Origin of the sequence: Sphingobium cupriresistens LL01 (assembly GCF_001046645.1) — a bacterium.
In the GTDB taxonomy this organism is placed as follows: domain Bacteria; phylum Pseudomonadota; class Alphaproteobacteria; order Sphingomonadales; family Sphingomonadaceae; genus Sphingobium; species Sphingobium cupriresistens.
The window spans coordinates 108,754-128,181 of record NZ_KQ130435.1; the positions used below are offsets into that span (position 1 = coordinate 108,754).

17 protein-coding genes are annotated in these 19,428 nt (G+C 58.5%); 10 read left to right on the forward strand and 7 right to left on the reverse strand.

Going from position 1 to position 19,428, the window contains the following annotated elements; genetic code table 11:
- Positions 1-23: 23 nt before the first annotated feature.
- Complete coding sequence (locus V473_RS13515; RefSeq protein WP_244884423.1) at positions 24-953, reverse strand: hypothetical protein; 930 nt, start codon at positions 951-953, stop codon at positions 24-26.
- A gap of 242 nt (positions 954-1,195) precedes the next feature.
- Positions 1,196-1,381, reverse strand: a complete 186-nt coding sequence (locus V473_RS13520) for a DUF4169 family protein (protein WP_066605946.1) — start codon at positions 1,379-1,381, stop codon at positions 1,196-1,198.
- A gap of 134 nt (positions 1,382-1,515) precedes the next feature.
- On the opposite strand from V473_RS13520, the gene V473_RS13525 reads away from it, so the two are divergent.
- A complete protein-coding gene (locus V473_RS13525) occupies positions 1,516-2,511 on the forward strand; it encodes a LacI family DNA-binding transcriptional regulator (RefSeq protein WP_066605948.1) in 996 nt (331 codons plus the stop codon).
- A gap of 388 nt (positions 2,512-2,899) precedes the next feature.
- Here the strand turns inward: V473_RS13525 and V473_RS13530 are convergent, their stop codons facing one another.
- Positions 2,900-3,460 (reverse strand): recombinase family protein, encoded by a 561-nt coding sequence (locus V473_RS13530; protein WP_066605950.1) that lies wholly within the window; start codon positions 3,458-3,460, stop codon positions 2,900-2,902.
- Positions 3,461-3,686: 226 nt separating this feature from the next.
- On the opposite strand from V473_RS13530, the gene V473_RS13535 reads away from it, so the two are divergent.
- The 3 genes from V473_RS13535 to V473_RS23590 all read left to right on the forward strand — a co-directional run bounded on the left by V473_RS13535 (position 3,687) and on the right by V473_RS23590 (position 6,173).
- Positions 3,687-3,974 (forward strand): hypothetical protein, encoded by a 288-nt coding sequence (locus tag V473_RS13535; RefSeq protein ID WP_066605953.1) that lies wholly within the window; start codon positions 3,687-3,689, stop codon positions 3,972-3,974.
- A gap of 16 nt (positions 3,975-3,990) precedes the next feature.
- A complete protein-coding gene (locus tag V473_RS24110) occupies positions 3,991-4,143 on the forward strand; it encodes a hypothetical protein (RefSeq protein WP_216628555.1) in 153 nt (50 codons plus the stop codon).
- Positions 4,144-5,306: 1,163 nt separating this feature from the next.
- The gene (locus tag V473_RS23590; protein WP_148648397.1) at positions 5,307-6,173 is read left to right on the forward strand and encodes a hypothetical protein; all 867 of its coding nucleotides are present in this window, start codon (positions 5,307-5,309) and stop codon (positions 6,171-6,173) included.
- Between the two features lie 234 nt (positions 6,174-6,407).
- Here V473_RS23590 and V473_RS13540 read toward each other — a convergent pair whose 3' ends face one another.
- Positions 6,408-7,370: a hypothetical protein gene (locus V473_RS13540; protein ID WP_066605955.1), complete on the reverse strand. Its 963-nt coding sequence runs from the start codon at positions 7,368-7,370 to the stop codon at positions 6,408-6,410.
- A 78-nt stretch (positions 7,371-7,448) separates the two neighbouring features.
- On the opposite strand from V473_RS13540, the gene V473_RS24115 reads away from it, so the two are divergent.
- Entirely contained in the window at positions 7,449-7,625 is a 177-nt protein-coding gene (locus V473_RS24115) for a hypothetical protein (protein WP_169793943.1), read from the forward strand.
- Here the strand turns inward: V473_RS24115 and V473_RS13545 are convergent.
- Both V473_RS13545 and V473_RS13550 read right to left on the reverse strand, forming a co-directional pair.
- Complete coding sequence (locus tag V473_RS13545) at positions 7,613-8,032, reverse strand: hypothetical protein (protein ID WP_066605961.1); 420 nt, start codon at positions 8,030-8,032, stop codon at positions 7,613-7,615. The genes V473_RS24115 and V473_RS13545 overlap by 13 nt on opposite strands.
- A 109-nt stretch (positions 8,033-8,141) precedes the next feature.
- Positions 8,142-8,798, reverse strand: a complete 657-nt coding sequence (locus V473_RS13550; RefSeq protein ID WP_148648398.1) for a DUF805 domain-containing protein — start codon at positions 8,796-8,798, stop codon at positions 8,142-8,144.
- A gap of 144 nt (positions 8,799-8,942) precedes the next feature.
- On the opposite strand from V473_RS13550, the gene V473_RS13555 reads away from it, so the two are divergent.
- The 5 genes from V473_RS13555 (at position 8,943) to V473_RS13575 (ending at position 16,633) form a co-directional block, all read left to right on the forward strand.
- A complete protein-coding gene (locus V473_RS13555) occupies positions 8,943-9,143 on the forward strand; it encodes a hypothetical protein (protein ID WP_066605966.1) in 201 nt (66 codons plus the stop codon).
- Positions 9,144-9,323: 180 nt separating this feature from the next.
- Complete coding sequence (locus V473_RS13560; protein ID WP_066605967.1) at positions 9,324-12,065, forward strand: class I SAM-dependent DNA methyltransferase; 2,742 nt, start codon at positions 9,324-9,326, stop codon at positions 12,063-12,065.
- Positions 12,062-13,372: a PDDEXK-like family protein gene (locus tag V473_RS13565; RefSeq protein WP_066605970.1), complete on the forward strand. Its 1,311-nt coding sequence runs from the start codon at positions 12,062-12,064 to the stop codon at positions 13,370-13,372. Before V473_RS13560 ends, V473_RS13565 begins: the two co-directional genes overlap by 4 nt.
- Entirely contained in the window at positions 13,369-15,441 is a 2,073-nt protein-coding gene (locus tag V473_RS13570; RefSeq protein ID WP_066605973.1) for a DEAD/DEAH box helicase family protein, read from the forward strand. The genes V473_RS13565 and V473_RS13570 overlap by 4 nt, the downstream gene beginning before the upstream one ends.
- The gene (locus tag V473_RS13575; protein ID WP_066605976.1) at positions 15,434-16,633 is read left to right on the forward strand and encodes a GIY-YIG nuclease family protein; all 1,200 of its coding nucleotides are present in this window, start codon (positions 15,434-15,436) and stop codon (positions 16,631-16,633) included. Before V473_RS13570 ends, V473_RS13575 begins: the two co-directional genes overlap by 8 nt.
- Here the strand turns inward: V473_RS13575 and V473_RS13580 are convergent.
- On the reverse strand, positions 16,630-19,407 hold the full coding sequence (locus V473_RS13580) for a hypothetical protein (protein ID WP_066605978.1): 2,778 nt from the start codon (positions 19,405-19,407) through the stop codon (positions 16,630-16,632). The two genes, V473_RS13575 and V473_RS13580, sit on opposite strands and share 4 nt — an antisense overlap.
- Between the last annotated feature and the right edge of the window lie 21 nt (positions 19,408-19,428).

Genomic DNA, 19,428 nt, shown 5'->3' on the forward strand with positions numbered 1-19,428 from the left:
ATGGGATGAGCTGTTGCGCGCCGTTAGCTGGTGCGCGGCTTCAGGAAGCCCGAGGGCTTACGATCGTTGCCAAAGCGATAGACGGTCTGGCTACGGTCGAGCGCCGCAGCGGGCCCCGGTTCCGCATGGATCGTCTGCGGCGCGGGCGCAGCGATCGCGGCCGCTTCGCGCTGAGCAATCAGATGCTGGGCGCGGCGCAGGCGCTTCGTCCGGGTGAGGAACGGATTGTCCGCACTGGGCGCGGCAGCGACCATGGCTTCGAGCGTCGCATCCTGCGTGCGCGCCGCAGCCGACGCCGGGCGGGGTGCGATCGGGGCGCTCGCCGCCATGGCAGGGGCCGGTGTGACGGCAATCGGCGCAGGCGCGTAGGTGACCGGCTCGACGCGGGCATCGACGGCATCCTCGTCAGGACGACGACGGCGCATCAGCGCAGCGCCGCCCAGGCCCAGCAGCAGCAGCGCGCCGCCGCCCAGCGCCCAGAGCATCGCCTGGTCGGTGCGTGCGGGCGATTGGGCGACCGGAGCGGGCGCGGCCTCCTGCATCGGCGTAACGGCCGGGGTCGATTGTGCCGGCGCCGCCGTTTCCGCGGGTGCGGCTGCGATCGGCGTCACAGTGGCGGGACGCGGCGCAGGGCGTTGGGCGACGGAATCAGCCGTGCGTGCGGTGGTCCGGGCGATGGGTTTAGCGGGCGTCGAACGCGGCTTGGCGGCCTGGACCGCAGCCTGTTCCGCTTCCGCAGCGGCGGTCGCGGCGGCGATGCGCTCCTCCAGCGGCGGGGTAGCCTGCACCACCGGCTGGCCGGGCGTGAATTCGGGGGTCGGCGTGGCGGCCGGCGCGGTCATCGGGGCGGCCATGGGCGCAGGCGCGGCCGTAACCGGGGCAGGCGTGGCGGGCGCAACGGTCGGGGCGACCGGCGGCGCGGCGGTCTGGGCCAGCAGCGGAGTTGCAGTCAAAGCCAGAACAGCGGCAATCGCGGCCCTGGCGGGGCGGTTTGTGCGAATATTTCCAGTCATAGCAGAGGACCAACGGCCGACCGCGCGATTCAACGCAGCCAGTGGATCAGAATCGCGACGAATTGTGACAGTTCGCAGTCAGGATGAACGAGATGAATAGGCGTTCATCTCAATATGAACGGCTCATTTACAGAATAATCCGCATATCGCACCAATAATAACTATAGATATGGTGCGACGCCCTAGCCTTCTTCGGACTCGCGTCTTGCGCCATCCAGCAGGGCGGCGCGGCGCTGCTCTTCCTGCGTATCCGCCAGGCGCTGTCCCTTGGTCCGGCCGAAGCGTGCGCGGTTCTCCTGCGCGGCTTGCGCCTTGTCCGTGCGCGCCTTCACCTTGCGCGCCTGCCGCAGATTGACGATGTTGGTCATGATCGGTCTTCCCGTCGCTCTTGTGCCGCGACCCGATCATAAACTTGCGACGGCCGACTTGCCAATCGCCATCCGCTGTCGCCATGGTCGACGCTTCCCGTTCCAGTCGTTCCGCTCCAACATTGCGAAGATCCATGACCAGCATCCACGACGTCGCCGCTCTCGCCCAGGTATCGATCAAAACGGTGTCGCGCGTCGTCAACAAGGCGCCCAATGTCAGTCCAGAATTGCAGGCGCGGGTAGACGCCGCGATCAGGCAATTGGGCTATCGCCCCAACCAGTCGGCGCGTCGGCTGGCGGGGGGCAAGTCCTTCATGATCGCCTTCCTCTACAACAACCCCGCGCCCGGCTATGTCAGCCGCATCCAGATCGGCGCGGCCTGGCGATGCCGCGAACTGGGCTATCATCTGGTGGTGGAGCCGATCTCGCCGGGTGGCGAGGAACGGTTCGAGGTGCTCGACCGGCTGGTGGCGGCGCTGCGCCCGGACGGCGTGCTGCTGGTGCCGCCGCTGTCGGACGATGAAGGGCTGCTGGCCCGGCTGGCGGACATGAAGCTGCCCTATGCGCGCATCGCCGGGTCGGTGGTCGCGGCGAGCTTCACCATCCATACGCCGGAACGCGCCGCAGGGCGCATGGTCGCCGATCATCTGATCGCGCTCGGCCATCGCCGCATCGGCGTCATCACTCCGCCCCCGACCCACCGCGCGGCGCTGCGCCGGGTCGAGGGGTTTTGCGACGGGTTGGGGGGGGCGGACATCCCGGTCGACGATGCGCTGTTCGTGCAGGGCCAGTTCGATTTCGCGTCCGGCATCGAGGCGGGTGAGGCGTTGCTGGCGCTGCCCCAGCCGCCCAGCGCCATATTCGCCACCAATGACGAGATGGCGCTGGGCGTGCTGACGCTGGCGCATCGTATCGGGCTGCGCGTGCCGGAGGATCTGTCGGTGACCGGGTTCGACGACACCAGCGCCAGCCTGACATCCTGGCCGCCGCTGACCACCGTGCGCCAACCGCTGGAGGAGATGGGCCGGTCCGTCATCGACGCGCTCGCCAACGGCCCGGTCGATGCACCGGAATTCCTGTTCACGCTGGTCGAAAGGGGCAGTTCGGGACCGCCGTCGCCGGGCCGCTGAAACAGCGTGGAGCGGGTAGCGGGGGACTGACGGGTGGCTTTGGCGTGCTTCGGTGAACCAGCGTCCATACCCATCATTTCCACCCCATCGTCCCCAGCTTCGCCTTCGATATCCATGATGATCCCGGCAACGCTCTCTCCCTGATCATGGGAAGGAGCATGGGCGGCAGACGCTGCCTCCGGCTTCTTCGAGCGTGATTTCATGCTGGTCTCCATGATGTGGATCGACGGTCGCCCAGAGCATGAGCGTCGATAGTCGGTGGATGACGATGCGGCCGCGACGATACCGGGCCGACGATCGGGCGAGATGATCTCGGCGCGATGCTGGTGATGACCGTGGGCGGTGAAGGTGGGGTTCCGATTGGACGCCTATCTGGTCGACGAGATGATCAGGCGGCGAGAAGCCGGTAGACGCTGGCGCGGCCGATTTTGAGCGTGCGGGCGATCTGGGTAGGTCCCAGTCCCTGATCCCGAAGCTCCCGGATACGGTCCGGATCGATGGTAGGGCGGCGGCCGATATAGGCACCGTCATTCTTGAGCTTGCGGGCATCTATTCCGCGCCGAATCCGGGCAGAAATGAAGTGCTTCTCGATGCGACCGACGAGTCCGAAGACGGTCAGGAGGACTTCCCCCATGAGATCGCTGCCGTCGATCGTGATCGCGGGATCGTGGATGCGCAGGATCGCCTTCTTCTCGATGATGCGCTTGGCGACGGCGAGGAGGTCGGAGGTATCTCGTGCGATCCTATCCGGGTGAAGGCAAAGAAGTTGGTCCCCACAATCGAGAAGTCGAAGTGCAGCCTCAAGCTGGTCCCGACCGGTCAGGCTCATGCCGCTCCCGACATCGCAGAACACGACCACGGCACCGAGCGATTCCAGCTTGGCCTTCTGGGAGGCGATGTCCTGCCCCTGATCAGTCGAGATGCGTGCGTAACCGAGAACCTTGCCCATGTTGTCTCCAATCGCCCCATATGGGTCTAGAGGTTGGCATCCGACTGTCTTGTAAGCCGATATTGGCCCCATACAGCACGCCGATCGCGTATCGCCGATCGTATTGCCACCCCTTACCCATGTGGGGCAGATTCTCATGAAGTCGGATCATAGGCAAGCTGTTGAACAACTTCGACAAAATTCCGATCTGGGCATATGATCGACCGGCAACGATGGGAGCCCAACGATGGACCTCTACGATCTCCGCCTCGGCGACTACGTCATTAAAGAGGACCAGCTCGACGGTCGCCTGATCGGCGAGGTCCTGCACATCCGTGCGAGGATCAGCTATTTGAACGCTGGCTTCCAATGCCGTGATTGGGTCGATATCACCACCGGCACCGCATATCCCTATCGCATCGACGCCTCCGACAAGCCGACCATATATAAGGCCAGCCCCGAGGACATCCAGATGTATGGTCTGGAGGATCGTCCCCGGCGAACCTTGCCCGCGATCAATGGTGGTCAGCCATAGTTGGGCGAGATCGTCGGTGGAAATCGTCAGCCCGGAGATCATCGACGGCATCGTGCCGGGAGATCGTCTGGGGATGATCGGGGAAAGCTGGGGATCGTCCAGCCTGATGATCAATGAAGTGACGGGCGCGACCGTCGTGGAATCAGGGCTGTGGGAGCACCGTATATAAGAAGTGTCGGCGGCCGATCGTGATGGCGGGATCGTGTGGTCAAAATCGCGGACAGGAATGTCGGTGATGCTGATCAATGAGGTGGAAGGGACGACCGGTCATCCGATGGCGTGATCTTGTCGGCGAGGACGCCCGGCGGCGTCACTCGGACTGCCTGCCGATCACCCCGCTGCTCCCGCCGGGACCAGCTCCTCGATCGTTGTCAGTTGATCTCAATGCACATCAACGGGAAGCAGGCCGAGTCCGGCTGATACTGGACCGCCCGCGCGCGCCCGCTGCGCTACCCCCCAGCCGTTGGCTCCCCCCCCACTCTCGCGGGGGGGTATTATCGGTATTGGGCTATATTATTAGGAAAACCAGTTAGCCCCCCCCTCTGGGGGGCAATCAGCCATTCAAAGCACTTGATCAGGGACGGATGGACGCGGCGCGTAGCAGAGCGGATGATCCGTCCTTGATCACGAGCGACGCGAAGGCGGCCGAGCCGAGAGCGTCCTCGCAGACATCCATCAGTCGAAATCATCAGCGACGTATCAGCCGGACTGACCTCTTGTCTCGATGATCCACGCGATCGCCCCTGCGCCGGTAACTATATCATAGCACCCGCCACTGGTGTGAATAGCGCGTGGGCGGCTCCTGCTCGAACGTCAGTATTCTGGCCATTTATAGCCTGATCAATCCGAGGCGATACGATTTCCCCTCACCTCGCTTTGAATCTTGAGATCAATCGTTCGACCCTGAAAAACGGTGCATGTAAGACGCTTCTTGTCACGATGCTGGCCAGCGCGAGACCGGTTCGATGTCCACGGGCATCAGCCGTTCCATCCCTTCGGCGTAGGGAGATCAGGGTAGCCACGGCTCCTTGATCGAGCGCCATCTTGGTGCCCTCACGGGGGCTTCCCAAGGTTTTCTAAAAAAATGTCCGCTCCGGCGGGCTGGATCGTCGCGCCCTCAAGCGCCCGGTCCGGGAGGTCGACCTCTTATTACGCACACTGGCAAGCACAAGGAAACGGAACATGAACTTGAAAGAACGAATAGACGCTGGACGAGACAGCGACGTCGCCCAGAGCTTCAGGGCAGCGACAGAAATGATCAACAAGGTCGAGAGTGGCGAAATGCCCGTCAGCCAGATGGACCAAGCGACTCAGATAGATTAATTTATCCTGATGAATAAGCAGCCGCCTAACAGCGCCCTCGGCCGACAGAAAATCCTTCAGGGTCGAAGGGAGCGCGCGGAACGGCATGACCTTCGCATTGCCCTCGAAATTGCGAGAGCGGCTTCCTTAGGAGCGAACAGTCTTCAAAAGCTATGTGACATTCTCAACAACTGGAGCGATGGTTCTCCGCCGGTTCCGACAAGAACGGGTGTAGCATGGACGCGACCGCTGGCATCTGTGGAAATGGTCAAGATGGGCATCTCCATCAAGGCGCTGCATAAGTATGTCCATAGACCGGCTGGCGAACAATCGGACGACATAGCCATTCATCTTGTCGCTCGTCCGAACATAATGACTGGAGAACTTGAACTGTCCGAGCGATCCAAAGAAACTATGGAAAAACTCGATGTATCAATCGCGAGAAAAAAGAGGCGGCGCGATCGGGCTATTGTGATCGATATTCAGCCAAATAATCTTAAAATTGGCTCAATGACGCAATTGTCTGAAGAGGCATTCTGGAAAATCGTTGCCGAACAGAATCTCGTAGCAGAAAAATATGGGGTTTGGGTTCCTATAATAAAACACCGACCGAGATCAGGCGACATCATTCGGCACAGTGATAAAGGGATTGGCGTCTTTGTTGATGATGATGCTGGGCTTCTATGCCGGTTTTGGCATGGCGATGAAAATAAGTTAATTAAAGTCGAGCCCATAAAGACGGATGTCTTCACATGGGGCAATTCGATCAGGAAAGCCCAGCGGGAATTTGCGCGAATAAAAAGGGAAAATGCGACCAACTCATCTTTCGTAGATGTGGGCACCATCACACGGGAACAGAAATTAGCCCGATATCGTGTGATCCGTTGGCGCATATGAATATGGATAAAGCGAATCTGCGATTTCGATCACGTCCAGACGCTAGTTGTGCATCCAGAATGTGTCGCGGATGAGCATATCCATGAAGTGCGCCGCCGCCGATGCTAAATTTGAAAGTAATAGCATCGAGATCGGCGTGCGGTGCGATCACCATGGCGTCGTGGAGATCGGCTTTGGCGGCGAACCAGTCGATGAATGCCACGGCAAATGGCCGTGCTGGTTGATCGACATTCGTCACGAGTTCCAGTCCACGAAGCGCAGCGCCAAACGACGCAGAGCTTCGACTCCCTGATCGCCCCTATTTCGAATTTCGTGCGCCGGGACACCATGCCTTGCCGCAAAAGCATATGCTGCGGCCGACAAATCCGGATGCACGTCCCTGTTCCTGAATCCATACACCCCATCCACGATCCACATCCCATTGGCCCGGTCAAAGCTGATCAGCACCTCTCGGCCATCATGCGAAAATTCGCCAAACGCATGGTTGCCGCACTGAACCGGCATAAGGTAGTTGCGACCACAGTTTCGGTATTGCTTGGCTACGCGCCTCAATTCGATTCCATTGGTAATTGGCCGGAATCCTTGACACGCGGGGATCGGCCCCGGCGGAAACGCCATATTGAGCGACCAGCGCCGAACGACCTTTGCAATTGGCCGGGACGAGCGCAGCAATCCCTCGACGACGGTCGCACGACAAAGGCCACGCCTTTCCATCAAGTCGATGGCCAACACTATATCGGCGGCCTTTTTGCGATCGTCGATGCGTGAAACGATGCGGATGTCACACAAGTCTGCGGGCAACGCCTCGATCACTGCAAACCGCTCCTGATCAAGTTTTTCAGATCGTGCGATCGCAGTGGTGACGTGTCGTGGGGAGTCGGCCAAATGTTTGAACAGTCGGTAATAGAATTTCCGATCATGCGGCTGCGGGCCACTACGCTTGAGGGCTCCGCGCAATCCGTGGGGGACGCGGCCAAACGCTTTGCCCAAAATACTGCGGTGGTCAGCACTGGAGAGAAAAGCAGCTGTATCGGTCGGGGCTTCATATGCGTGGTCGGTTACCGCCAAGAAAGCAGAAACGACCTGCCGCCGCTCTGCGCTTGCACGCAACATCTCGCCTGCAAAGCCCGGCTTAACCTCATCCAGACGCACGATTTGGTCGAGCATCCAGCCCGACAGGGGTGCAATGGACGTCATAACATTCTCCTAGATCAGATTATATTGTCATGGCGGGCCTCCTGCGCGGGATCATGGAATCTCGCTAAATACTTCACTATGAACGACATTTCATCAAATTTCTTCGAGCGACTGCGGGACAAGATGGTCCCGATCATTAGAGAGAAGCGCCGCGCCATGGGCAACACCGAAAGGGAGATCGAGGACTTTATTGACCTCTATTCTTGGGTCGGCCCGGCTGAAGCGGTCGCACGGGTCAACGGTCAGAAACCGTAACCGTCGGGATCGGGCTTAGCTGCCTCCCAGCGGTCAGAGCCGATCGCTTCGCGCATAGACTGATCCATCTCGCGTTCGAATTCTTGAGCAGCCTTGCGGCCTGCCTCTTCGGCTTCTGCCTCTACACGGTCGATTGCCTCCTGTTGTGCTTCATCCGTATCGTAGGCGATCATCAGATCGCGATCCTCGTCGATGTAAGCCCGGTATCGCATTTTGATTTCATCGCCGTCGCGATAGACCGCCACTCCTCGACAGACGACCTCGCGGGATGTGCGGGATACCTCGCGTGCCTTGACGATTTTGATGAGCGCGCCCTCCTCCAGACGTATGACATCCTCTTCGACGGAATCACACGATGGCATCCCGGCTCCGTCGCATCCGGCGAGACCAAGCGACATCACGGTCATCGCAACCGCGCGCCATCGACCGTCAGGCACCACAAATATCGCCTTTCTATTCTTCCAGCTTGCGGCGGGATTGCTACTCTCGGCGCGAAATTGAACGGTCAGATCGGCACTAAACTCGGGCGAGAATTGCGCTCTTTTGGGTGGCAAACTCTTCGTCGGACAGCAGGCCCTTCTCGCGCAACTGGCCGAGCCGTTCGATCTGGGCCATTGCCTCATCCACGCCACCAGCTTTCGACGCAGGGCGGTGCGCGGCAGAGGGGCGATCGGCGCTATCCACGGACATGCCGATGAGTTCGGCAAAGGCGGTCGGGACATGGTTGTCTGGGTCGCCATACTGATTTTCATATTCATCCCCGGCCTTGGTCAACAGATACAGCCCGTATCCGAAACTGCCGAGAATCAGCAGGATAGCGATCAGGCCGATCGGAGACTGGGCCTTTTCGCCATATTCGTTGACCTGTTGAGACATGCCAGCAACCACAGCTCCGATGGCTGCAATGCCGATCGGCCACAGCATAGCCCATCCGCTCTTGCCGATGTCGTGCAGGCGGCGGACCGTGGCGGTCCATTGGGGAATGGTTGTGACCACCACGATGATGCTGGTGATGACCGGGACCTTGTTGTTCGATCCAGTATCCAGAAATGCTGCCAGCGTTTCAGCCATCAGCACGAACGCACAGAACTTCCAGAACTCAGCACGGCCCGAACGCCCGGACAGTTCGAAATAGCGAAAAAGTGGACGCAAGCCTTCCATCAATACCCCCAAGAGCAGCTCATTGAGCTTGTAAACCGATACCGGGTAACGCCCATAACCGGTATCATTTATACACGTCAACCCGTTTACAAGCGGTATCGTTTAACTTATCCGGTATCGCATAAGTTTTTCGACGATCGATGTGTTGGGGACTAGATGAAAGAAAGCGGTATCGCTATTCGTGGCCACGTGACCAAACCCAAACTCTTTGACGAGGCAATCCATTTTCGCGCGAAAGCGGGCACTAGGGCGCGCCTCGACGCCCTTCGCGGCGAGACGAGGCAGGGGGATTTCGTGCGGTTGCTACTGGAAGAGGCGCTGGAAAAGCGGGAGAAGAAGGCACGAAAGTCAGACTGATCTCCAGTTGCGATGGCCGGAGAGGAGCAAGAAGGTGCTGCGTAACCTGAAAGGTGAGTTCTCTTGCTGGTCAGCCTCCCCCCCCCCGTTCTGCGGGCACCAGATCGGTTGAAGATCGTAAAATTGCAATGAAGATGCGTTTCGCTGGCGGCATGATGCGCTCACCTTTATAGTGCTTGTATGAATCCTGTTGAGATCGAAGAAGCCGTTTCGCAGCTTGCGCTTGAACCCTTTGATCGGGGGGAGTTTCCCTTTTCGTTCCTGCGCGCGTTCGGCAACCCTGAGACGACCATCAAGCGGCTGCGCACCGGCTCGACGAACCAGTCCGATGTCGGCGGCGTGCTCCAACGCAGCAATATCCACATCGCGACTTGCGATGCCGGTGAGGTCGAGGCGACGCTCGGCCTGCTTCGCGACAGCCCGAAAACGGCGACGGTCAAAGCGAAGTTCATTCTCGCGACGGACGGCGATTCCTTTCAGGCCGAGGATCGGACCAGCGGTGAGACGGTCGCATGCGACTATGCCGATTTCCCGGATCACTTCGGCTTTTTCTTGCCGTTGGCGGGCATAACCACCGTCGAGCAAATCCGGGAAAGCTCGTTCGACATCCGGGCGACGGGTCGTCTCAACAAGCTCTATGTCGAGCTTTTGAAGGACAACCCGGACTGGGCCAAGGCCGAGCGCCGCCCAGACATGAACCACTTCATGGCGCGGCTGATCTTCTGCTTCTTCGCGGAGGATACCGACATCTTCGTCGGCGAAGGGCTATTCACCAAGACCGTCGAGCAGATGAGCGCGCGGGATTCCTCGGACACGCATGCAGTCATCAGCGAGATTTTTCGTGCGATGGACACGAAGATCGCGGATCGCCAGTCGGCGGGAATCGCGCGCTACGCCAACCAGTTCCCCTATGTGAACGGCCAGCTTTTCAGCGGCAGCACCGAGGTGCCGCGCTTCACCAAGATCGCCCGATCCTACCTCAACCATATAGGCAACCTGAACTGGAAGAAGATCAACCCGGACATCTTCGGGTCGATGATTCAAGCCGTGGCCGACGACGAGGAGCGCGGCGCGCTTGGCATGCACTACACCAGTGTGCCGAACATCCTGAAGGTGCTGAACCCGTTGTTCCTCGACGATCTGCGAGGAAAGCTGGAAGAAGCGGGCAATAATAGCCGCAAGCTGCTCAACCTGCGCAACCGCATGGCGCGGATCAGGGTGTTCGATCCGGCCTGCGGGTCGGGCAATTTTCTCGTCATCGCCTATAAGCAGATGCGAGAGATAGAGGCTGAGATTAATCGGCAACGGGGTGAACCCGATCGGCGCAGCGACATACCGCTAACCAACTTTCGAGGCATCGAACTTCGCGACTTCCCTGCTGAAATTGCGCGCCTCGCCCTCATTATCGCCGAGTTTCAATGCGATGTGCTGTATCGCGGCCAACAGGAGGCGCTGGCCGAATTTCTACCTCTAGATTCAGCGAACTGGATCACCTGCGGCAATGCGCTGCGGCTTGATTGGCCGAGCATTTTCCCGCCAACTGGAACGGGCGTGAGGGTGCGCAGTGACGATCTATTCGAGACTCCGCTTGATCAGTCGGAGATCGACTTCGAGAATGCAGGGGGCGAGACCTACATCTGCGGCAATCCTCCATACATTGGCAGCCGCACACAGTCGAAGGAGCATAAGGACGATCTTGGGCCTGTGCTTGAACCTCTAATCAGGTCGTGGAAGTCTCTGGATTATGTCGCTGGATGGGTTATCAAAGCTGCAGACTATATTCGCAAGACCGAAGCGGCATTTGCATTCGTAGCGACAAACTCGCTGAATCAGGGCCTACAGGTTGGCCTGTTATGGCCGGTCGTGTTGAAAGACGATCTCGAAATCATCTTCGCACACCAATCTTTCAGATGGGGCAATCTCGCCGCTAATGCAGCGGGAGTCACCGTTGCAATCGTTGGAGTTGCAGCGAAGGGAACCAGACCGACACGGTTGATTTTCGAAGGCACGGTTGTAAAGGAGGCGGACGCAATCAGTCCATATTTGACAGCCTCGAATGTGAGTGCTGTTTCTCCGAGTGAGGTCAACATATCCGGCCTTCCTGAAATGCTGTTCGGAAATATGCCTCGTGATGGTGGCCATCTAAGCCTCAACTTCGAAGAGAAATCTGACTTTTTGAGGGTTTACCCTGAGGCCAAGGCTTATGTGGCCCGCTATCTGGGGGCTGAGGAACTCATAAACGGGACGCTGCGCTACTGTCTTTGGATTGAAGATAGCGAAGCGGATGCAGCCTCAAAGATTCTCGGCATTCAAAGTCGCCTTGATCAAGTCGCAAAAATGCGCGCCGCAAGCTCCGCTGCTTCAACCCAAAAGTATGCTCGAACACCCCACCGGTTTGTCCAGTCACCCGGCAAAGGCGAAGCCTCGTCAATTTTGGTTGCCGCACACTCTTCCGAGAACCGCCAATATCTACCCGTTGATTATGCAGATGACAAAGCTGTCGCCAGCAACGCCTTATTCATGGTTCTCGACCCTCCTATTTGGATCTTATCAATTCTGTTGTCGAAGCTACATTTGGCTTGGATTACAACAATCTGCGGCAAAATTAAAACAGACTTACGTTATTCGAGCACTCTCGGCTGGAATACCTTCCCGCTCCTAAAGCTCACCGAACAAAACAAGGCAGACCTTACCCGCTGCGCTAAACACATTCTGCTCGCCCGCGAAGCTCATTTTCCGGCGACCATCGCTGACCTCTACGACCCAAAGGCCATGCCTGCCGACCTGCGTCACGCTCACGAGGAAAACGATGAAGTGCTCGAACGCATCTATATCGGCCGCCGCTTCCGCAATGATACCGAGCGACTCGAAAAGCTGTTCGACCTTTACACCAAGATGGCGACGAAGGGGAAAGCGGCTTGATCGAGGTAGCAACGGGAAAGCCGGAGATCGAGTCGACAGATTTTGAGGCGGTCTTCGTCAACAATAGGAAGTTGGCGCAGATTTCTGCGCATCTCAGTCGCTTCAATCCGATCCGCGTCATGCGGATGGAGCGGATGGAGATACGGCATTCGGCTATCCTTGCTTGGCTGCTCAACCCCCAAGAAAGTCACGGGCTAAGCGACCAGTTCTTGAAGGCTTTCCTCGGTGAAGCACTGCGTGGGCAGGCCACTCTCGGGTTTCCCACCGCACTTGATGTCGTCCGCGCCGACTTGCGAAAAGCGCAGATTCGTCGCGAATGGCAAAACATCGACATCCTCATCCACCTCCCCGAGGAAGGATGGGCATTTGTCGTCGAGAACAAGTTCGACAGCAGGCAGCATAGTGGCCAGCTAACGCGATACATCGAGAAGGTGCAGACGCTCATTCAGCATGAGGAGCGCGAATTGACCGTAAGGGGCATTTTTCTCACGCTTCATGACGAGGAACCTGCCGATCCCCGGTATGCGCCAATCAATTACGACATGATTTGCGAAATCCTGCCGGATGTGCTCACCCGAGAAGCGCAATCGCTCACCGTTGAGGCAAAGACCTTCCTCAACCATTACATTGAAATTCTGGAGGAAGAATTGGGAGTGAGCCAACAGCGCACCGAAATGGAGAAGCTCGCGCGCGAACTCTATCGCGAGCACAAGAAGGTGCTCGATTTTGTGATGGAGCATGGCGCAAATTCGGACTTCGCCATAGCAATGCATTCTATTGCTGGGGACGACCCTGACCGCGAGGTGCCAGTCACTATCGATAGAAAGGCATATCATTTCGGTTGGATCGAGAACGACAAGGCAAGTTTCCTTCCCGCCCAGTGGTATGATGGTCTTGGCGGGGAGCGCTATGACTGGGAGGGGTGTGAGGACTGGTGGATGGGATATCCGCTGGTGGCATGGCTCCAGCTTGTTTCGGATGCCGATGGCAACGGCGGGCAGTTGCGCCTCTATGCAGAGGTAGGGCCGCTATCGTCACACGAGTTCCGACAGGCGTTGATTGAGAAAATCATCGATGCTGCGGCCAAATCGGGCACGGACAAGGTCCGTTTCCATCGCGGTGCGGCTGAGGAGGGCAAACGGTTTTCCAAGTTTCTCAAGCAGAATTCCCTTGGCATCCGGGATGTGCAGGACGCGGATGAGATCGCGGTTGGCGCGAAAAAGCTGCTCAAGAAGTTTGAGGATGAGTTTGAGCTTGTGGGTAAACTGCTGCCGAAATTTCAGAAATACGGAGTGCGTGCGCAGTGACCACTGCTAAGCCCATACCCGCCGTCTCGTTTCAGACCGCCCGCACCGGCAGCTCCGCCAAGCCCAACGCGATGGGCATGCGCGAGATGCAGGAGCGCGCCTATAACAAGCGGGGTGAGCAGTATCTGCTGATCAAGTCGCCTCCCGCCTCGGGGAAGTCGCGCGCGTTGATGTTCATCGCGCTCGACAAGCTCCACAATCAGGGGCTGAAACAGGCGATCATCGTCGTGCCTGAGAAGTCGATCGGCGGCAGCTTCTCTGATGAGCCGCTCTCCAAATTCGGCTTCTGGGCCGATTGGACGGTCAAGCCGCAGTGGAATCTTTGCAACGCGCCGGGGCCGGATGAGGAGCGCGTCGATCCCTCAAAGGTCCGCGCGGTCGGCCAGTTCCTCGCCAGCGACGACCGCGTGCTGGTCTGCACCCATGCGACCTTCCGCTTCGCGGTAGAGCAGCTTGGCGTTGAGGCGTTCGATGACCGGCTGATCGCGGTAGACGAGTTCCACCATGTCTCAGCCAGTGCCGACAACCGCCTTGGGAGCCAGCTTGCCGACTTCATCCGTCGCGACAAGGCGCACATCGTCGCGATGACGGGCAGCTATTTCAGGGGTGACGCGGTGCCGGTCCTCATGCCCGAGGATGAGGCGCGGTTCGAGCCGGTCACCTACACATATTATGAGCAGTTGAACGGCTATGAGCATCTCAAGGCCCTCAACATCGGCTATTTTTTCTACTCCGAGCGCTATCTCGACGCGATTGAGGCTGTTCTCGATCCGGCGAAGAAGACGATCGTCCACATCCCCTCGGTCAATTCGCGCGAGAGCACGAAGGACAAGATCAAGGAAGTCGAGGAGATCATGGAATATCTAGGCGAATGGCAGGGTGCCGATCCCCGGACCGGCTTCCATCATGTGAAGCTGCCGGATGGCCGGATTTTGAAGATCGCCGATCTTGTCGATGACAGCGATCCGGCGAAGCGAGCCAAGGTGCTTGCTGCGCTGAAAGACCCCACCCACAAGAATAACCGCGATCATGTGGACATCATCATCGCCCTCGGGATGGCGAAAGAAGGATTCGACTGGATTTGGTGTGAACATGCATTGACAGTTGGCTATCGGTCGAGCCTGACCGAGATCATCCAAATCATAGGCCGCGCCACACGTGACGCGCCGGGGAAGGAAACCTCCACCTTTACGAACTTGATCGCCGAGCCCGACGCCTCCGAGGCGGCAGTGGTTGGCGCAATCAACGACACCCTCAAGGCCATTGCCGCCAGCCTTCTCATGGAGCAGGTGCTCGCGCCGCGCTTTACCTTCACACCTAAGGATCGCGGCCCGATCGACGACTTCGACTACGGGCCCGGTGGCTATCAGGAGGGGCAGACCAATGTCGGCTTCAATGAGGAGCGCGGTCAATTCCACTTCGAGATCAATGGCCTTGTCGAACCCAAAAGCGACGAGGCGGTGCGCATCTGTCAGGAGGATTTGAACGAGGTCATCACCCAGTTTGTGCAGGACAAGACCGCCCTTGAGCGCGGCATGTTCGACGAGGAAGTGGTGCCGGAGGAACTGACCCAGCTACGCATGGGAAAGATCGTGCGCGATCGCTATCCCGAGTTGAGCGCCGATGATCAGGAGGCTGTTCGCCAGCACGCCATCGCCGCGCTCAACCTCACACAGCGCGCGAAGAAGCTCGCCGGGGGCGGAGATGTCGAGGGTGGAGAGCCCACCCTCAATACCGCGTTGATCGACGGCGTGCGGAAATTTGCGATGGATGTCCGCGATCTGGACATCGATTTAATCGACAGCATCAACCCGTTCGAAGCGGCTTATTCGGTGCTCGCCCGGTCCATGGATGCAAACATCCTCAAGCAGGTGCAGGCCGTGATTTCGGCGCGGAAGGTGAAAATCTCGGCAGAGGAAGCCCGTGATCTTGCCGAGCGCGCCCTGCGGTTCAAAAAGGAGCGCGGACGCCTGCCCGACATCAATGCGCAGGACGCATGGGAGAAACGGCTCGCTGAGGGGGTTGCCGCCTTCGCTCGCTACCGCGCAGAGGCTACTGCGAATGGCTGACCTTTCTGATGATGAACTGCTTGCCGAACTTGGCGTAGCCATCGAACAACCCAAGGCCCGGACCTACACGCCCCGCGAGGAGCGGATCATCGCGGGGTTTGAGGATATCGTGCGCTTCCACGACGAGCATGGGCGCGCCCCCCTGCACGGCGAGGATCGCGACATCTTCGAGCGCCTTTATGCCGTTCGCCTTGACCGGCTGCGCGAACTCGACGAGTGCCGCGAGCTTCTCACACCGCTTGATACCCATGGCCTGTTGAGCATGGCTGATGTGGAAGCAGCGATGCCCGTAGAGAACATCGACGACGACGCCCTGCTCGCCGAGCTTGGGATCGCGGTCGATCCTGCTGCTGACGATATTCGCGTGTTGCGGCATGTGCCATCCGCCGACGAGCGCCGTGCGGCTGAGGAAATTGCAAACCGCGAGAAGTGCGAGAACTTCACCGCATTCAAACCTCTGTTTGAGCAGGTCGAGCGCGACCTCGACAGCGGCGTGCGAGTCACGCGCCCCTTCGTGAAGGATGCCGGATTCCTCAAGGCCGACATCACCAAAGGTCAGTTCTTCATCCTTGGCGGGCAGATCGCCTATGTCGCTGAAGTGGGCGAACCCATCCGTGCGCCAAACGGCGAAACGGACGCCCGCCTGAAGGTCGTCTACTCGAATGCCACGGAGAGCAACCTGCTGCTGCGCTCCTTGCAGCGCGCGCTATACAAGGATGATGCCGGTCGGCGGATCACTGAGCCGGACGCCGGTCCACTTTTCGCAGCAACATCAGAAGATGGCGATCTGGAAAGCGGCACAATCTATGTGTTGCGCAGCAATTCGGACCACGCCACCATCGCCGAGCATCGAGACCTAATCCACAAAATCGGCGTAACCGGCGGTTCGATCGAAGCTCGGATTGCCAACGCTTCGAAGGATGCGACTTATCTTCTTGCAGGAGTGGAGATCGTCGCCAGCTACAATCTTTTCAATATCAACCGTGCGAAGCTGGAGGCACTGATCCACCGGGTCTTCGCCCCTGCTCAGGTCGATCTGACAATCCGCGATCGGTTCGGCAATCCGGTGAGGCCGCGAGAATGGTTCTTAGTGCCGCTAGCCGTGATCGACGCAGCGGTTGAAAAGATCAGGGATGGTTCGATCGTAAATTACCGATACGACCCGGCTCATGCGGCCCTAGTTGAGGCTTAGTCTTGGATTTTGCTGCCTTTCTTCGCATTCGCGCGTTGGGTCGAATCCACATTTGTCCGAAACGCATAGCGCAATTCCTTCATTGCGGCCGGACAGGCATTGAGGATGCGATACAAATTCAGGCTGATCAGCATCACATGGTCCGCTCCCCGATTGCGCGGACCGCGATTTCGCCCACATGACTGGTTGATCTGGTCAATGTGGGCAAGTCGGACCAGATCATCCCGACCTAGCCACGTTCCGATAGCCCGCAGTTGCCCATATTGCGAAGGCGGGAACATCGTGACGACCTGAACGATGTTCTGGTCTGCCAGATCGTTGGCCCCCCGTGCCTCGAAATGGCTGGTGGCGTTGTTAATTTCGCCCAGCTTGTTGCTGATGATGTGGGTGTCGGGCTTGCCCTGATATTCTGCCGTGATGGCCGGGATATTATCCGTGATGATCTTGCGGGACGCGTAGACATCCACGGTATCGCGGCCGAGTCGCAGGTCTGGGGCGTAGTATACCAAATCGGGCATCACCTCGCGCGCTACGGCCGCCGGAACAGCTTCAGTGGTGGTCATGATCACAGTAGCTGCGGTCGGATACTCCCCATCCTGCCACCAATCCCGCGTGCGACGAAAGTAGATATCACCGTCACAAGCATATGGTCGATAGATCGGCCTTCCGTGCGACGCGTCTTCAGCATCGTCGCCGCGCGGCGGGTATTCCTTGCTGTCCCGCACCTCAAATGAGGTGAAATTCTCAAGCCCTGCCGAGAGGGCACGCCGGGCAACGAAGATATCGATACCCGCATTCCCTTTCATCACCCTTTCTTGTCTGTCGAATTGGTCAAGCTGGCGATCCAATGCGCCACCAGTCCATATCTTGGGCGAATGATCCCGAAGCTTGACCAGCCAATCCATTTGGGCAGGACTGAACATGTCGACGAACATGGGAGACGATACCTCGTCAACTATCAACCAGTTGGGGCGACTTCTCTCATGGGCAGCGCTTCGATCGAAATCGGCGTCGAAATAGTCGGGCGAGAATAGCTGTCGCGTCACACCATTGTCGCGCCACCGGAACGCGACTTCGTGATGAGTAAAGAGAACGGGGTTGCGGTCTCCTATTTCGTCCATGGTCGCGCGGTGCCACCGCTGCATCTCCCTGATCACCTCTGGCTGCACCTGCTCCACCATCGACCAGAAATTCTTATGTTTTGCAGCGGCAATGTCGGAAACGGTCAGGCGTGGAAGCTGGAGCCGGTCCGCCGTGTCGCCGTAGAGTTGTGTGGCCGATCGCCAGAAAATGCCGACGAAACCGTCCTGCCGCTTCGCTGCCGGACTATCGCGGTCGGGGAAGTTGAACTCGCGGGCCTTTGAATCGGCATTGGCATAGGAAGAACAGGCGAAAATCGACGGCCGACCGCGCTCACCCTTGATGGTCGACAGGTGGATCAGCCGCATAATCGATGACGATTTCCGTATGCCTTCGGGTGCGTGGAGCATCACCGCGCCGTCCACCAACAGATAGCGTGGCAGGTCTCGATCCAGACGAGCGTAGGCGGCCTTGAGTCCTTCAGGGTCAAAGCCCTTGGTCTGGTCAAGCTCGGAACACCAGATGGTCATCATCTGTCCGAGTGGCAGCGCCAGTGGCGGGATCATGGCGGGATCGATGGAATTCGACCCTACTATCCGGGGCGTGACATAATCCTCATGGATATATGAAGCTGGCGTCCGATCGCCCGGCCCATTCCGGAGCATCGCCCGATATGCCCCACTGACATAGTCCAGATGGGAAAATTGCACCGGGCAATGAGGCGCAGAAAAATGCGCCGTGAGATGCGCCTCAATATGTCGAACTTGCTCCTCGGACAAAGGCGAGCGCCGAAACGAAATTGGGACGCTGCCCGGAGATGTAGGCGGCGTGACGGGATAGCGGGTCGGCGACAAGAACAACGACATCACGTTGGATTTCTTGCGTTTCGATGCCTGCTCCCACACCACCAGCTGACGGACTTGGGAGCCAATCGCGAACCCAAGAGGGTGGCCGGGCTTCTCGATCACGCGGGTTGCATCAGGTGTGCGCCGATATGCCGTTTGCCACCCGACATCGCTATCAGGGCCAGCACCTTCACTGGGCTCAAGGTTGGATTCTACGATCGAGCGAAGCACTTCCCAGTGTGCGCGATATCCGGCGTGCCGGGACGCGACATCAGGTTCGCCATGGCGATCGCGATATGTCGCCACTTCAAAAACGATATGGATGTGGAACGACTTGTTCCCCGACCACACGACCGACAACAGGACGAAATCTGCGAACTCATTTTTGAGCTGTGTATGGATTCTGCCGTATCGCGATTTTTCCGGCTCCTTGATGGGTAGCGCCCAAGAAACCTGCTGCATGAAAAAATGAGGATCGTTTGCGCGGTCATATTCGAAGGTGAAAATCTGATACGGGCCAAAGGAAAGCCGATCTTTTGGCGCTGCCTCTCCCGTTGAATAGGACCCGGAAAACAGGACATAGTCAGACGGCTTGGCTTTGCCCTTCGCAATCTTGTGGGCGTTTACGTCGGCTCGCGCTGGTAGAAAAAGGTCCCATGCATGGCAGATATAGGAGCCATCTTGGGCGACCGCGTTTTCGCGCAGCAATCGTTCCAGCGCCGATTCCTCACGTCGATTGATTGCGTTGACGAACAACGCGCGCGGTCCCTGCGGCCATTTTTCCACCACTTGGGAGATTGCCAGATCGATCTGCTGCCGATCGTGGTCTTTCGAATCCTTACCCATCATTCATCCATCGAAAATACCCGC